At 42.4% G+C, this 14,641-nt stretch carries 15 protein-coding genes; 6 read left to right on the forward strand and 9 right to left on the reverse strand.

Translation table 11 applies throughout. The features are described 5' to 3' along the window. Nucleotides 1-14: 14 nt before the first annotated feature. Both C6Y03_RS11265 and C6Y03_RS11270 read right to left on the reverse strand, forming a co-directional pair. The gene (locus C6Y03_RS11265) at nt 15-947 is read right to left on the reverse strand and encodes a DMT family transporter (protein ID WP_060595572.1); all 933 of its coding nucleotides are present in this window, start codon (nt 945-947) and stop codon (nt 15-17) included. After that, nucleotides 937-1,764, reverse strand: a complete 828-nt coding sequence (locus C6Y03_RS11270; protein ID WP_106039311.1) for a helix-turn-helix domain-containing protein — start codon at nt 1,762-1,764, stop codon at nt 937-939. The genes C6Y03_RS11265 and C6Y03_RS11270 overlap by 11 nt, the downstream gene beginning before the upstream one ends. Before the next feature lie 154 nt (nt 1,765-1,918). On the opposite strand from C6Y03_RS11270, the gene C6Y03_RS11275 reads away from it, so the two are divergent. Together C6Y03_RS11275 and C6Y03_RS11280 are read left to right on the forward strand one after the other, a co-directional pair. Then, nucleotides 1,919-2,593, forward strand: a complete 675-nt coding sequence (locus C6Y03_RS11275) for a GntR family transcriptional regulator (RefSeq protein WP_060595571.1) — start codon at nt 1,919-1,921, stop codon at nt 2,591-2,593. Between the two features lie 136 nt (nt 2,594-2,729). Beyond that, nucleotides 2,730-3,026, forward strand: coding sequence for a DUF3817 domain-containing protein (locus C6Y03_RS11280; protein ID WP_034664017.1), 297 nt, complete (start codon nt 2,730-2,732; stop codon nt 3,024-3,026). 76 nt (nt 3,027-3,102) lie between these two features. Here C6Y03_RS11280 and C6Y03_RS11285 read toward each other — a convergent pair whose 3' ends face one another. Continuing rightward, the gene (locus C6Y03_RS11285; protein WP_223260753.1) at nt 3,103-5,352 is read right to left on the reverse strand and encodes a hypothetical protein; all 2,250 of its coding nucleotides are present in this window, start codon (nt 5,350-5,352) and stop codon (nt 3,103-3,105) included. 159 nt (nt 5,353-5,511) lie between these two features. Here C6Y03_RS11285 and C6Y03_RS11290 point away from each other — a divergent pair, with 159 nt between their 5' ends. Further along, on the forward strand, nt 5,512-5,730 hold the full coding sequence (locus C6Y03_RS11290) for a hypothetical protein (RefSeq protein WP_060595569.1): 219 nt from the start codon (nt 5,512-5,514) through the stop codon (nt 5,728-5,730). Nucleotides 5,731-5,743: 13 nt separating this feature from the next. Further along, nucleotides 5,744-5,926, forward strand: coding sequence for a hypothetical protein (locus C6Y03_RS11295; RefSeq protein ID WP_066031787.1), 183 nt, complete (start codon nt 5,744-5,746; stop codon nt 5,924-5,926). A 479-nt stretch (nt 5,927-6,405) separates the two neighbouring features. On the opposite strand, the gene C6Y03_RS11300 is transcribed toward C6Y03_RS11295, so the two are convergent. Together C6Y03_RS11300 and C6Y03_RS11305 are read right to left on the reverse strand one after the other, a co-directional pair. Beyond that, nucleotides 6,406-6,828, reverse strand: a complete 423-nt coding sequence (locus C6Y03_RS11300) for a pyridoxamine 5'-phosphate oxidase family protein (RefSeq protein ID WP_034664024.1) — start codon at nt 6,826-6,828, stop codon at nt 6,406-6,408. A gap of 293 nt (nt 6,829-7,121) precedes the next feature. Beyond that, complete coding sequence (locus C6Y03_RS11305) at nt 7,122-7,991, reverse strand: SDR family oxidoreductase (protein ID WP_034664026.1); 870 nt, start codon at nt 7,989-7,991, stop codon at nt 7,122-7,124. A gap of 155 nt (nt 7,992-8,146) precedes the next feature. On the opposite strand from C6Y03_RS11305, the gene C6Y03_RS11310 reads away from it, so the two are divergent. Next, complete coding sequence (locus tag C6Y03_RS11310) at nt 8,147-8,758, forward strand: class I SAM-dependent methyltransferase (protein WP_106039312.1); 612 nt, start codon at nt 8,147-8,149, stop codon at nt 8,756-8,758. A gap of 17 nt (nt 8,759-8,775) precedes the next feature. On the opposite strand, the gene C6Y03_RS11315 is transcribed toward C6Y03_RS11310, so the two are convergent. The 3 genes from C6Y03_RS11315 to C6Y03_RS11325 form a co-directional block, all read right to left on the reverse strand. Continuing rightward, nucleotides 8,776-10,863, reverse strand: a complete 2,088-nt coding sequence (locus C6Y03_RS11315; protein ID WP_106039313.1) for a BglG family transcription antiterminator — start codon at nt 10,861-10,863, stop codon at nt 8,776-8,778. A 130-nt stretch (nt 10,864-10,993) separates the two neighbouring features. Next, entirely contained in the window at nt 10,994-12,076 is a 1,083-nt protein-coding gene (locus tag C6Y03_RS11320) for a C45 family autoproteolytic acyltransferase/hydrolase (protein WP_106039314.1), read from the reverse strand. An 89-nt stretch (nt 12,077-12,165) separates the two neighbouring features. Next, the gene (locus C6Y03_RS11325; protein WP_106039315.1) at nt 12,166-12,795 is read right to left on the reverse strand and encodes a GDSL-type esterase/lipase family protein; all 630 of its coding nucleotides are present in this window, start codon (nt 12,793-12,795) and stop codon (nt 12,166-12,168) included. Nucleotides 12,796-13,197: 402 nt separating this feature from the next. Here C6Y03_RS11325 and C6Y03_RS11330 point away from each other — a divergent pair, with 402 nt between their 5' ends. Further along, a complete protein-coding gene (locus C6Y03_RS11330) occupies nt 13,198-13,833 on the forward strand; it encodes an FMN-dependent NADH-azoreductase (protein ID WP_034283819.1) in 636 nt (211 codons plus the stop codon). A gap of 45 nt (nt 13,834-13,878) precedes the next feature. Here the strand turns inward: C6Y03_RS11330 and C6Y03_RS11335 are convergent, their stop codons facing one another. Next, nucleotides 13,879-14,640, reverse strand: coding sequence for an IclR family transcriptional regulator (locus C6Y03_RS11335; protein WP_106031653.1), 762 nt, complete (start codon nt 14,638-14,640; stop codon nt 13,879-13,881). Nucleotide 14,641 lies beyond the last annotated feature (1 nt).

Raw genomic sequence — 14,641 nt, forward strand, 5'->3', positions numbered from 1 at the left:
AGACGCTTTTTTGATCAAAGCGCCTGTTTATCCTGGAAAAGCATCGAGGGTTTCTGTTTCTTCCTCCCCGCATCTTTTTTATCTGAAAGCAGCAGTCCTCCTAAGGTCAGTGCCGTTCCAAGTACAGACATGAGGGTCAATCTCTCATGAAGAACGATCATTGAAATGACCATTGTAATAATAGGAACGCCATAAATATACACACTCGATTTCACCACACCGAGCGTTTTCACCGAAAAGCTCCATGTTAGAAAACAAATGGCAGATGCGAACAGGCCTAAAAACAGCAAGTGAAAGGCAAACGACGGGTTCGTCAATCGCTCCCAGTCTAAACGAATCTTAAAATGCCAGATCAGGGGAAGCATCCAAAGCAAGCCGTAAAAAAAGACACGCCTCGTCACTTGAATGATATGGTATCCATATTGGTTGATCATTTTCGATAAAATAGAATAGAAGGCCCAGACAATGGTCGCCGTTAATGCTAGCACATCACCGAGTGGATTCAATTGGAACGTCGTCATTCCATTAAAGCTAATCAGCACAATGCCTGTCATCGCGATAAAAAAGCCTATGAAAAATCGGCGATGCAGCGGCTCATCTTTCAATAAAAAATAAGCCAATAAAAATGAGAAGAATGGCACAACTGAACTGATGACACCTGCATTCGAAGCGAACGTATAGGTGAGTGCGACATTTTCTAAAAAATAGTATAAGACCACACCGCATAATCCTGCGAGCGCAAACATCGCTTCATGCTTTTTACGCTGCACCTTCATGGTGACCGGATAGATCATCATCAGAGCCAGATACCCAATAAAAAAGCGAAAAAATAATATCTCTGTGGGAGAAAAAGCAGTTAATAATATTTTGGTTGAGATAAAGGTCGAACCCCATAGAAAAATAGTGAACATGGCCGCTAGATGACCAAGCAGCTGTTTATTTTTCATCTGCTGTTACCTGCTTTGCAAAAATTTGCTGATATTGCCCTGGGGTGAGCCCAATAAATTCTGAAAAGAAATGACTCAAGTGACTTTGATCAGAAAAACCAGCGGAGACTGCCGCATCTACAGGCTTCACTCCTTGGGCGAGAAGCTCCTTCGCATAGTTCACTCTCACTGTCTGTAAATAACGATACGGCGTGATCCCTCTGTACTTTGTAAAAGCACGAAGAAGGGAGTATTTGTTCATAGACACAAGCTCTCCTAAGTCGTCTAACGAAATATTTTCCGTGCGGTATGTTTCAATATATTGCTGTACATCTTGGACTTTCTGTTCGGCGGCATGCGCTGCTGACGCTTTTTCCTCTGATGTATCAGCATAGGCTTCAATCAGCTGCTTCATAAAGAAATAAAACGTTTCCTGTTTATTCAAAGCTGGAGCTTCTTCTGTGATCATTTGATGAAGATCATATAATGGCTTTGTCAGTTCACTTTGTGAAAACACAGGGGCTTTAAAATGTGGCTTGTGCTGAAACATTTTCTCTATGACATCTGCTTCTATATTTAAACAACGATAATCTAGTGTCCTGTGATCAATCTGCTCGCATGCGTGATTGTCATATGGATTGAAAAGAAGGATGTCTCCCTTTTCAATGATGTATTCTTCATTTTGGCAGATCAAACGTCTTTGACCGTCCTCAATAAATCCAATCACATAGTATGTATGAAAATGATTCGGGAACTTTTGCATGATGCCATGAAAGCGATACGCCTCTAATTGCAAGTCCTGATCAAAATGTACCGTTCGTTCTTCTTGTGTTTTCATGTCGATCCCCTCTTTCACTGAACTGATCATTAGTGTAGCACACCCTTTTTCTCTTGAATTGTACGATATTGACTTTTCCGATGCAGGCTTGCCTAGAGGGAAAAACTTGGATAACATGAGACAAAAGATGATGTGTAAATGAGGGAATGACGGGATGAATTCATTCGAGATGAAAAGACCAGCACCATACCATATGCAATTTTATGAACAGCTGAAGCAAATGATATTTGATGGGCAGTTTCAGCCAGGGGAACGCATCAATGAGACACAGCTTGCCAAACAATTTGGTGTAAGCCGATCACCGGTTAGAGAGGCGATGAGGCTTTTAGAAAAAGATGAGCTCTTGATCGCTGATCATCGGTCAGGCTACTCTGTCTATACGTTAACGGAAAAAGATGTCGAGGAGCTTTATCAAGTTCGAATCGCCCTAGAAACGCTAGCTGTTGAGCTTGCATGCAAGGAAGCCGCGCAAAGAGAGCTGGATGATATTGAGCAGGTCCTCAAGCAGGCAGACGGAGCAATCAAGCAGCAGCTGCCATCTAAAGAAATCGTCCAGTTACATGAAGCCTTTCATCAAAAAATTATTCTAGCGAGTCACAATCACCGCTTATGTAAACAATTGAATCATGTGAATGCACTCATTCATTTTTGCCGTATCTTTCATTTTAGCGGCGGAGCGCGTGCTGAGACGATTCAAAAAGAGCATGCTGCCATTTATTCTGAAATGAAAGAGCGCCGCTCCACAGAAGCCGTTCAAGCGATGACGGATCATTTATTACATGATGTGATGCACTTAAAGCAAGTACTCTCTGAAACAAACAAGGATTAAGTGATTTTTCCTTTTTCCCATTTTTTAAGCATTACATGAACATATTTTGAATTTTTCGTAGATTTTAGCATGTCCAGACGATCTTTCGTTTATATTAGAAGATGAGAAACTAGCTTTTATACAGGAGGATTTGTATATGCATACAAGTATTAGCCGTCTTCGACAGGCGGGTTTTATTGAGGGTATGTCTCTTTTAACCCTTCTTTTAATTGCCATGCCTCTGAAATATTTTGCGGATATTCCGATGGCAGTCACCATTGTAGGCTCTCTTCATGGCGCATTGTTTGTCATCTATATGCTTGTTTTGGCATATGTGACTTTTAAAGTTCGCTGGCATTTGAAATGGTCCATCGCTGGTTTTTTTGCAGCGTTCATTCCTTTCGGCAACTTCGCCTATGATAAGGTGCTCCGCCAGTATGATACAAAGGCTTAATCAAAAAAGGGCTAAATCGAATGTCGTTTTAGCCCTTTGTCTACACGCTGAAGCGTTCTGTTAAAGGAACGCTTTTTTAAATTGATGCATATTTCACAATGGCTGCTTGACGCGTCATTTCGTCATACGCCACCCATAATTCATCACCTGGCAGTACACTAGTCATTGGATCGATTGGCTGTTTCACTTCATACAGCATGCCATCTCTCTCAATCTGAATGATTGCTAGCGGCTGGTTGCCGATGACGCCAGCAAATGCGACATGGGTCACTTTTGCACTTCCTTGTTTCTCTTGCATGAGACCGATTTCTCTATCCAGCTCTTCTTTCTTTGTCTGGATCGTGATTGGAGTTCCTGGTGCGACCTGCATATGATCAGGGATGAATTGGCTGACCGTTTTTGTAATAGACTGATCTCCGCTTGAAACCGTCACATCCAGCATGACAGGCTTTTGTCCATGAATCGTGACTGGATATTGCTTCACTCGCTGAATGGTTCCTGTTAACGTCACATCTTTCCCCGATCGATTCCGCACTTCATGGCCATAGGCTGCCATTTTCAACTGACCGCTGATGGCGACGAGATCGGCTTTTTCTCCTTTTCTAAATTCAAAACCAGCGGCTTGAATCATCGGAATGGTATACCTTTTCTGATCTGCTTCAAATGTAAGCGATAAGACAGTGCCTCGTCCTACGGTTTCATATGATTCTATATTTCTTAAAACAGCGCCTTTGATGAACTTTGGCTCACTTGTCTGTGAGAAGTCCCCCTCTTTTAAGAGCATCGCTTTTTTCTTCTTCGGATTGTAGAGAATGGCGATACGCTGACCCGGCTGCGGTATCTGGGTAAAGGATACAACTGTTTTAACCGTCTTCTCGATGTTTTCCCCATCATATTGAAATTGCAGCTGCATTTTGACAAGCGGCTGTTCGTTGATGTAGGTGCCCGTTTCTTTGACAGATACAATATTGGCTTCTAATGTGACACTGTCTTTAATCTTGTTGTTTCTCACCAGTCTCAAAATCGGCGGCAGGAAGATGGCTAGTACAAATAACAGTAGTGGAATAAACAGCCATATCGCCCAGTTGAGAATGAGTGGCCCGCCTTTCATGACATATTGCATAAAGGTGTCAACAGACGTTTGGTGAGCAGGACTCGCGTTTTCGATTGAGATGACTTTTTTCAAAGGAAATTCCTTTAGCTGGCTGCTCGTCGTCTCATATGCACCCGTTAATTGATTGTCGAATGAATAATAGATCCAATCGCTCTTCACATTTTTATTGAAAGTGAGCTCTTCTCTTTGTAAGGATTCATATGACAACGATTGAAAAAGCTTGCTGGCAGACGTCGCCTTATTCGTGCGATGGTTATAAATATATCCAGTCAGTTTGCCTTTTGCTTCGTCCTTTGCAGTAGAGCCTGCAATAAGAACTTCTTCTTCATTAAGCTGGTAGATATAGGTTTGATAAATTGGTTTTGGTGTTGGGACGACTTCCCCAAGCCTTCCCTCTGCATTCACTTTCCTTGCCCTTTTTGGATAATTCGATTCTACGGCGACAGCAAAGTTTTGTGATGATCCAATCTTTTTTTGCAGCCTCTGCTCAACTGTATCTTCAATGAGGCTAAACGGATCAGCGTTTTTGGAGACATAGACACCAAGCTGATGCTTCTCGTTTGAGATACCGCTAACATATGCCTTCTGGTCATTTTTCAAAGTCAATTCAAATATAGGAATAGGCGTCTGCCCTCTAAAGGAATTCATGACGACATCCATGGAGACTGGCCTTGCTGGCAGCTTTAGCTCGTTGAGATTGTGCACATGAAACTGACCATTCTTTAGCTCACCGAGGACTGCAGCGGCGCCTTCCATTTCTCCTGTAAACACGAGCTGTCCATTCCATTGATATGTATTCGTTTTTAAAAATGAGGGGATCTCTATTTTTTGTTGAACGAGCTCTTTCTTTTCTCCGCTTGGAGTTAGTTTCTCGATCACCAGTTGCCCGTCTTTATTCTTTAAAGCAAGTAAGAGATTGTTTCCTTGAATGGATGGCCACATTTCATTAAACGGATCGCTTGCTGTGGTCCATTCACTGATTCTTTTTCCTGAATGAGGATCATACATTGCAAAATGGAGCTGCTGGTCTTTTGATACAGCACTCACCACTCGTTTTCCTTCATCAAATGTAAAAATTCGTTTGACGTCATACTCTGTTACTTTCCCATCCGACAAATCATCTTGGTAATGGTTCCACACCATGAAACTGATAATGATCGCTGGAATAAAGAAGACAATATATCGTAGAAAAATCACTGGTATTCTTTTCACTTGATCGCTTCCTTTCATGAGGTTCCTTTATCTTATACGTCAATGCAGCGAGAATGTTTCGTGCTAGAAGAATACCATTCCAGCCTTCGAATTCCATATTTTACAAACTTCGTTGTTTGCGATAAAATCCAATCAGATTCAAAAAAGGAGTTTTTCTCATTGGATAAGCTATCTTCTATCTTTCTAGCGGCTTGGCTGCGTGTTCCTCGTTGGTTCAAGCAATGGGTGCTCGTATCCATTTCCATTTTCTTTTTTTATATGTGTTTTGTAAAGGGGCTGACTAGCTGGCATACCTTGCCGCCCATCACTTTGCTTACGTGTGTCATTGCTTCCTTCTTCATTTGGATGTTGTGGCTAAAAGGTCAAAAAAATAAGTGAAATGGGGAAAATCATGAAAGCATTCATCAGTTATTTTGCTATCTCTTTTGTTCTGCAATGGGTTTGGTTTGGCATTGTGCACCCAAATAGTGGCGTGACACTCTTGGACATGTTCGTCTTTTCTATTTTGTTTGCAGTGATGTTCTTTTTTATCGGGCGGATTTGGCATTATCAGAAGAAAGGAAGAAGTGAGTGATCATGAAATGAACCCAATGAAAAAGGCTGCCAAATAGATGGCAGCCTTTTCCTTGCTCTTTTCATGCAAATAAATAATCAATGTGTGAACTCCGTTACGGAGTGTATGAATTAAGATTCGATCATATCAGTGTGTCATATGTGTTCCGAGTGAACCTACGTTTGAAAGTAAACGCCATGGAAGTTCTGGATAACAAGACAACGAAAGCCCTACCTCTCATTCGTCCTTACGGCTCCGAAGCCGTGCCAGTGTGAATTGTAAATCAAAACGTCTTTTTTCCACTCTTCCGCTTTTATAGGGGGCGGGTGCAGAAGGAAAAGAATAAGTTGTTCGCTTTGACAGCGTCTCGTTCTTATCAAGTAGAAGCTCTATTGCTTCTCATTATGTCATAGAAAAAAGAAAGTTTACTTTCTTTATTTATTTGCTTATTTCAACACTTAATATAAAACTATAACACATACCCCCAGCTTACGCAAGTGTTAAAGTGATAATTCTGCTGGCGTACGGCTTCCTTCATTCATGTAACGAATGGAGGTTGGATCAATCTTCAGAATCACTAGATTCGGATCATCTTTTCCTTTAAACCATTTCTCCATCTCCTCAGACCAAAGGCGGTCGATCAGTTCTGGATCATCGGTTAATGTTGCGGTACCTGCGATTTCTGCATACGTGTCACCGAATCCTTCACCTGAATAACCAATGAGAATATGGACATTCGGGTTTTTTTCAATTTCGTCTGCTTTATGTGTTTCTTTGCTCGTTGGTGTATATAATGTCAGCCCTTCATGGAAAAAAGTCATGTAGCGGGTATGCGGCTTATCCTGTTCAACGGTCGCCAGTGTTCCGACCTTTTGTTCATCTAATAGGTTGAGTACCTTTTGTTTTAATTCTTCTTGTGACATATCGTTTCACTCCTTCAAATTTCATCCGTACTCTTAGGTTTCCACGACAATCCATTCATTAAACAAAGAAATGTGTTTTTCATAAAAAGAGATCTTCTGGCTGATGCTATAGAAAACAGGCTCAATGAAGGGAGAAGTTGAACATGCATCATGAAACGATGTTCCATTTGAGTTCACTTGTCATTGCGGCAGTTGTTGTGGGCATTATCGTATGGTCTGTCTCATCTGTGCAGAAGAATCGCAAGAAATACTAAACACACCGCCCAATCAAAGCTGGGCGGTGGCGCTATTGATCATGTATTCATAAAGGAACCGCCGTTGACGTGAAGTGTTTGTCCTGTCATATAAGACGATTCGTCAGAAGCAAGCAGCACATAGCAGCCGACATGCTCTACAGGCTGTCCTGGTCTTCCCATTGGGGTTTCTGCCCCGAAGCTTTCCACACTATCCTCATCAAATGTAGATGGAATGAGCGGCGTCCAAATTGGACCTGGCGCTACACCATTCACCCGAATCCCATCTTTCACAAGCGACTGTGCCATAGAACGCGTAAAGCCGTTGATGGCCCCTTTTGTCGCCGTATAATCAATCAGCACTTTGTTGCCTCGATATGGGTTAATGGATGTTGTATTAATAATTGTACTTCCCGGTTTTAAGTAATCCAGTGCTTTCTTCGTAAAATAAAAATAAGAATAGAAGTTGGTTCTAAAGGTTTGGTGAAGCTGTTCACTAGAAATATCTTGAATCCGTTCTTTCGGATGCTGTTCAGCCGCATTATTCACTAAAATATCTAATTGCCCAAAGGCTTCAACTGTTTTTTCTACCGCTTTCTCGCAAAAGGCTTCGTCACCGACATCTCCTGCAATCGTTAAACATTTAACGCCTTCCTGTTCTACGCGCTTTTGCGTATCCTTTGCATCCTCATGTTCATTTAAGTACACAATGGCGACGTGTGCACCTTCTTTTGCATAGGCAACAGATACAGCACGTCCAATTCCACTATCTCCGCCTGTAATCAGTGCGACTTTCCCTTTGAGCTTGCCAGATCCTTGATATGATTCATCCTCAAAGATCGGCGCAGGATTCATTTCTCTTTCACTGCCTGGCTGCTGATCCTGTGTTTGGCGCGGAATGCCATTTGTTAAGTATTCACGTAAATCCATGTGTAAGCTCCTCCTTGATTTGTTGATGTATCCTTTCATTACCACCTCTTTTTTTTACTCAAACATCCCTATACTGCACAGATGCGTTTTGAAAATCGGCATGTTTCAAGATGGGAAAAATCGGTTACATGATCATTAAAAAGGAGCGTTCTCAAATGCTGTCAACCATTTCGAAAACCTTTAGCAGACCAAAAGGCTGGCTCGGAAGCATCGCAGGCTTCATTATGGCAAATGAAAATAAAGCATTGAATCAGTGGGCCATCCAGCACTTAGATCTGACAGATAGTGAAAACATTTTGGAAATCGGCTATGGGCCCGGCTACAGCATCAAACATATGCTTAAGCATTATGAAGATCTTCACATTGATGGTCTAGATGCCTCCGCCACCATGCAGGAGCAAGCACAGTCCCGCGTCAGCAAACGGTCAAAAGACAAACAGGTCCGGCTGTATGTAGGGAAAATCGAGAAAACACGCTTGCCCGGAGAGCAGTATGACAAAGTACTGTCTGTCAACAACTTTACGATTTGGGATGATCCAAAGACTGGCCTACTCAACCTTTATCACACGTTGAAACCAGGCGGAAAACTCGTCATTGTGATGCAGCCAAGAGAAAAAGGTGCTGATGCGAGCCGGACAAAAGAGATGGGTGAAAACATATTGAATGACTTACAGTTTGCGGGGTTTGACCATTTTTCTGTTGAGTATGAGGAAATTCGTCCAACACTTGCTGTCTGTGTCACAACCAAAAAGCCGAGAAGCGAATAAGCTCTCGGCTTTTTTTCTTACCATTTTGCTTCTTTTACAAATTGATAGAACAGCTGATGCAATTTCTGTTCAATCTCTTCCTTTGATCCCTGTCCATAAAGCACCATGCTTTCCTCACTTTCAATGATGGATGAACTGATCAGACTAAACATTTCAGACCCTTCCTTGCCAAGCTTTTGCGGCGCCAGCATCATAAGCATTCGTGACATCATTTGCTGCCCGCCGTCCATGCTTTTCACCTCGTATGCCTGATCAAGATCGTAAATATGAAAGATTGGTTCCTTGATGAATACATGCTTTAAATGAAAAAGAGCAAATTCTGTACCAGGAATCCCTAAACCGCCTTGCTGTTCACGTTCCAGTAAGCCGCTCGCTACATCATCCGCATGTGTGATAGATCCTTCTTCTTCAAGCTGACGAAGCAGCTGCCTGATTGTTGCCTCATGCTGCGGCAGCGTCTCTCTATTTTCGATGGTAAAATGGGACAAGATGCTGCGAATCACAGACATATAATTCGTCACCTGCTCTGCAACCGCCATCATATCAACCGTTTCTTGCACAGATTCTTTAACAGCTTCTTTTGTTCTTTTTTTCTCGATCATATAAGGGATCTTCCGTTTAATATGAGCTTTCACACGCATGGCGTCATCCTCGTTTAGGAGCGGACTGACCATGATGTAATCGATATGGTCATATGGGATCGGAACAGTCGATACAATCATGTCATAGCTCGATGCATCAATTTCCTTTAGCTCCATTAAGGAGGATAAATCGAATTTGGCGATCTCCGGTAATTCTTTTTTTAGCCGCGAGGCGAGCATTTTGGAGGAACCAATCCCGCTTGAACAAACGACTAGTGCATGAATGTTTGTTTCTTCTTTTTTGATTTCAAGCACTGAGCCAAAGTGAAGCACAATAAAGGCGATTTCATCCTCTGGAAATTCAATCTCTGGAAAGAAACGCTCGACTCCTTCTTCAATCGCCATGAACAGCAAAAAGTAGTCCTTTTTAATTTGTTGTGTGAGCGGATTATAGATTCTCATCTTTTCCTTTAAACGGTTCATGGCAGGTTCAAGATGAGACACGAGTCCCTCATACAATGAATCATTCTCATTTAAATGATAGCCGGTTTTATTTGAAATAAAATCAATGAGCTTCTTCGTTCTAATTGCGATATCCAGCTCGATCTCATCAATACGGTATTCTGCCCCAAAGCTGCGATTTGCACTGCGCAGGTGGATGGTCATATAACCGACCTCTGCTTCAGGGATCTCCACATTAAACATGCGTTCAAGTGCTCTTGCGATTCGCTGAGATGATTCAAATTCTTTCGTCCGCTTTAGTTCAAGCAGCTCTTCCTCTTCCATCCGAATGGTTTCACCAAGCTGAATCCGTTCGATAGCATAGGTTAAGTGAACGACAAGTGCAATATAGGCACTATCAGATAAGGAGAGTGACAGTCTATTTTTCAAATGAAAGAGCAGTCTTTCTACCTTAAGCAGCTGCCCTCTGCTGACAACGCCAAACACCTTTTCCGTCGCTTTCGTTCGATGCTTGATATTCATTTCAATTGTTTCTAAAAATAATTGAATATCTAGCCGGTCGACAATGAGGTTACCGACAATCTTTCGTTTAGCTTCCTCCGGTCCTTTTAATTCAATGCCATACCCGCGTTTTCGGATCAGCTGCAAACCGTAAGGAGCGATCCACTCCGTCAGTTCATCTAAGTCATAGCTGATGGTCGCATTTGTTACCTGCAAATCGGCTGCGAGTGTATATAATTTCACCGGTTCCTTTGCTTCAAGCAATGCACAAAGGATTAAGAGCTTCCGTTCGTCAGAGCTATATTCAATTTGATCCTCATTTGACATATGAGCAAGAAGCCGCTGTTTATCCTCCTGTTCACCGACTGCCTTCAAGCCTTTCCCCGGCTGTTTATCTAGTGAAAGATCATAATTCTTTAATATGGGTTTGATCGATTTTAGTTCTCTATGAATGGTTCTTGTACTCACCTGAACAGAATCGGCTATCTCACGAATGGTGACATAACGATTTTGCTGAATGATGTATTTGATGATCTTCTGTTCTCGTGCCGTTATGTACATGAAATGCCTCCCTCTGCAAAAATAGGTCTATGGTCACACCTTAATATAAAACGCTTTCATCAAACGGTGCAATCTTAAGTTGATCTGACTTTGGCACAGTGGCTGTGACAAAATTAAAAACAAGGATTCATCAGACGTTTCTCCAAAATGACGGTCCATACTCCTTTTGATGAAATTGAACCTTTTGTTCATGAAAAGGCAGTAAACCCCCAGCTTTTAAAGAATACGTCGGGTTGTATACCGGAGAGCCAAAGCAATAATCCATCGTTCCTTCCTCCGGGCGGAAGATGACGGTTCGCATTGTTCCGAACAGCTCCTCATAATTGTGCACAGCCAGACCATCAGGATATTCTGTCTGGAACAGCTTAGCAAGAGCATCACTTGGTCGTCGTTGTTCTAAAGCCTTCATTAACATGTCGTATCTGACAATAGAATGATGTTTTGTCATCCCTTTTGCTGTTTGATCAGCAATCGGATGATTTGTGGCTGCAATATAACCTGCCTCCGGTCTTCTGACCATTTTGCGACCATCAATGATTTCAATCACAGCCGCTTCTCCTTTTCGATCGGCAAGCATGAAGTGAACATTTGAGGCAACGGGCATTTCCTGAATAGAGTGAATGGCTTCCTCAACCGTTCTACAGTTTTCCAGAACAGATCGAATCACATGATACACTTGCAAACCGGCAACTGCTGGAGCCTTTAAACCGGCTTCATTTCCAACCGGCGGACCACAAGCAGAGAATGTGACAGAAAGACCATGCTCATTCATACCATCAGATCTGCCAAACAAGAGCAGCGACGAGCCTGTATGACATGCCAAGCTCTTCACATGTGTCGTCACAAGACGCATATCATCAAATATCGGGGAGAAATCATAGTTACGCAGCATGACCGTTTGTTGACCGGCCGCCATATTCCCCTGCCTCACGCAGTGGGAACAGCCTGGCTGAAGATGAGATGAATAGAAAAAGGTCAAATAACGCTCATCTAATTGCAGTTCATCACAAAATCCAGCAATCTCTTCTTCTAACTGAGGAAGATAAGGGCGCATCAGCTGCTTCGTTTCCTTCACAGCCTCTTTTTCTAGCGGTTCTGTTCGAATATATTGTGTCTGTAGCAACGGGTTCTCCTTAAGCCAGACAGCCTGCTGCTTTCCTACTTCATAAGCGGTTCCTGTCATTTCATGAAAATATGCACTGATCTCCTCCATGCCTGCACACCTCTTTCGCCTTCGTTTCTTTTATCATATCGAAACCGTCATTTATTGAAAAGGATGAAAAAAACTGCAACCCCAACGGATTACAGTTGTTTACAGGATTGTTGAAACAATGCTTTTGCCATTGCTTCATATCCTTTATGGTTCGGATGAAATTGATCAATCGATAAGTAATCTCTTTCATGTCCCTCAAACGCCCGGTACACATCCACAACCTCTACATACGGATTTGCAGCAAGCAAGCGAAGCTGATGATTGTATTGCTGAAGCCACCGCCCCGCTATTGGTATTTGCGGAAAAGGATTATATAAATTCATGAGATACACGCAATAGGGCTGCTGCCTTCTTTTGATCTGAGCGATTTCTTGAATCATTTTGCTGAAATTTGCTTGGCAATGCAGCGTCGCTTGCAGCAGTTTCTTTTCATCTTCACCCTTTTCATACTGCTGAATCGCTTGAACAAGGTCATTCCCGCAGCCTGTGATGGTGATGATGTCAGCTGGTGCAATAGCACGCCTCACATCAGATCGTTTGAACAGCTGTAAAATCTGATCCGTCGTTAACCCTGACTTTGCAAATACGGACAGCTCGACTGACGCCTGTGTCTTTTTTTCAAGCATCCATTGATACCGCTCAGCGAAGCCTCCGCCAAATAAACGTGCCCCCACTCCCACTGTTAAGGAATCTCCAATCGCAACATAGGATCGTCCCACTCTTATCCCTCACTCTCTCCTGCCTTCTCTTATATATACGAAATCGGAGAACAGATGCTTGTAGCAGATGGCTTAGGGGCATTCATCTTTTTTCATGAGACGTCTTTACAAACTCTTTACTTGTGAGATCGACTGTTTTTTTGTTCAATAGGAGTAGGTTTTTATGATGAAATCCGTATCTCCAAGCGTTTCAGAAAAATTTACAAACTTTTTATCTTGATTTCGAGACTTTATACCTTGACTTCAAACTACATTGTGATTACAATGAAAATATCAGTTTTTATGTAACTGTGCTTGTTACATCTTTTTCATAGCATTCCAATATGATTAAAGATGCCACATATTCAGTGTATCTTTGGGATACACTAAAAAAAACACTGAAACAGAAAGGATTGAATGAACATGGCAAAAGTTTTATACATCACTGCACATCCGCATGATGAAACAGTTTCTTACAGTATGGCTACTGCTAAAGCATTTATCGAATCTTATAAGGAAGCAAACCCAAGTGACGAGGTTGTACATATCGATTTGTACAAAGAAAACATCCCTCACATTGATGCAGATGTATTCGCTGGCTGGGGCAAGCTGCAATCAGGTGCTGGCTTCGATACACTTTCAGCTGAAGAGCAAGCGAAAGTTGCTCGCCTAAACGAATTAAGCGATCAATTCGTTTCTGCTGACAAATATGTATTTGTTTCACCACTTTGGAACTTCTCATTCCCACCAGTTCTTAAAGCATACATCGACTCTGTCGCTGTAGCTGGTAAAACATTCAAATACACTGAGCAAGGTCCTGTTGGATTATTAACAGACAAAAAAGCTCTACACATCCAAGCACGTGGCGGATACTATTCTGAAGGTCCTGCTGCTGAACTTGAAGCAGGCCACCGTTACCTTGGTACAATTGCGAGCTTCTTCGGAATTCCTTCCTTCGAAGGTCTTATCGTTGAAGGTCACAATGCTGAACCTGCGAAAGCAGAGCAAATTAAAGCAGATGCGATCGAACGTGCAAAAGCTTTAGGAAAAACTTTCTAATAAACTGAACGCGAAAAGCCAATGATCTTAACGGTCATTGGCTTTTTATTTGTTTAGATGAAAGCCTAACTCTCTAGAGATACCACTCGCGGCTTTTTTGACCTGCTCAATTAAATATGGAAGGCGTTCCTTTTGATAGCCTGCTTCAAACCCTGCAATGCTAATACCTGCTGCGACTTCTCCAAGGTGATTGAAAATAGGGGCTCCAACCGCAGCGGTATAGTTTTCAAGCTCCGAATAGCTTAACGTATAGCCCCTTTCATTTGATTCATCCAGTATGTTTCGAAGAACCTCTTTATCTGTAATGGTCCCGATTCCGATTTTCCCTAGCTCAATCGAATCAATATAAGCGAGTCTCTCGTGCTCTGGCAAAAAGGAGAGAATACTTCTTGCACAAGCACCCGCATATAGGGGAGAGCGCCTGCCGACGGCGGTGTAGAGACGAACAGGCTGCGTCCCTTCGATTTTATCCACGTAAATGGCTTCGTCTCCTTCACGAACGATGAGCTGTACAGCTTCTCCCACTTCATCCCGCAAGCCTTCCATAAATGGTCTTGCAATTCTCCGAATATCAAGGCGGTCCGCCACAAGCTGACCGTATTCAAGAAACATCAGGCCTAAACGATAAACACCTGAATCATGTTTTTCCAATAATCCCATATCGGCTAACGAGCTCGCCATGCGGTGCACAGACGTTTTCGGCATGCCGGAGAGCTCGATCATTTCATTTAATGTTAATTGGTCACGAGCGATAAACAGCCGCAAAATCTCCATTGATTTCACCACGGTTTTATTTGTATTTTGCATG

Origin of the sequence: Bacillus sp. LNXM65, assembly GCF_002998575.1 — a bacterium.
Classification (GTDB): Bacteria; Bacillota; Bacilli; order Bacillales; family Bacillaceae; genus Bacillus.

Coding starts and splice junctions, on each gene's coding strand:
- C6Y03_RS11265 (WP_060595572.1), bottom strand. CDS start 947: ATGAAAAATAAACAGCTGCTTGGTCATCTAGCGGCCATGTTCACTATT.
- C6Y03_RS11270 (WP_106039311.1), bottom strand. CDS start 1,764: ATGAAAACACAAGAAGAACGAACGGTACATTTTGATCAGGACTTGCAA.
- C6Y03_RS11275 (WP_060595571.1), top strand. CDS start 1,919: ATGAATTCATTCGAGATGAAAAGACCAGCACCATACCATATGCAATTT.
- C6Y03_RS11280 (WP_034664017.1), top strand. CDS start 2,730: ATGCATACAAGTATTAGCCGTCTTCGACAGGCGGGTTTTATTGAGGGT.
- C6Y03_RS11295 (WP_066031787.1), top strand. CDS start 5,744: ATGAAAGCATTCATCAGTTATTTTGCTATCTCTTTTGTTCTGCAATGG.
- C6Y03_RS11300 (WP_034664024.1), bottom strand. CDS start 6,828: ATGTCACAAGAAGAATTAAAACAAAAGGTACTCAACCTATTAGATGAA.
- C6Y03_RS11305 (WP_034664026.1), bottom strand. CDS start 7,991: ATGGATTTACGTGAATACTTAACAAATGGCATTCCGCGCCAAACACAG.
- C6Y03_RS11310 (WP_106039312.1), top strand. CDS start 8,147: ATGCTGTCAACCATTTCGAAAACCTTTAGCAGACCAAAAGGCTGGCTC.
- C6Y03_RS11315 (WP_106039313.1), bottom strand. CDS start 10,863: ATGTACATAACGGCACGAGAACAGAAGATCATCAAATACATCATTCAG.
- C6Y03_RS11320 (WP_106039314.1), bottom strand. CDS start 12,076: ATGGAGGAGATCAGTGCATATTTTCATGAAATGACAGGAACCGCTTAT.
- C6Y03_RS11330 (WP_034283819.1), top strand. CDS start 13,198: ATGGCAAAAGTTTTATACATCACTGCACATCCGCATGATGAAACAGTT.
- C6Y03_RS11335 (WP_106031653.1), bottom strand. CDS start 14,640: ATGCAAAATACAAATAAAACCGTGGTGAAATCAATGGAGATTTTGCGG.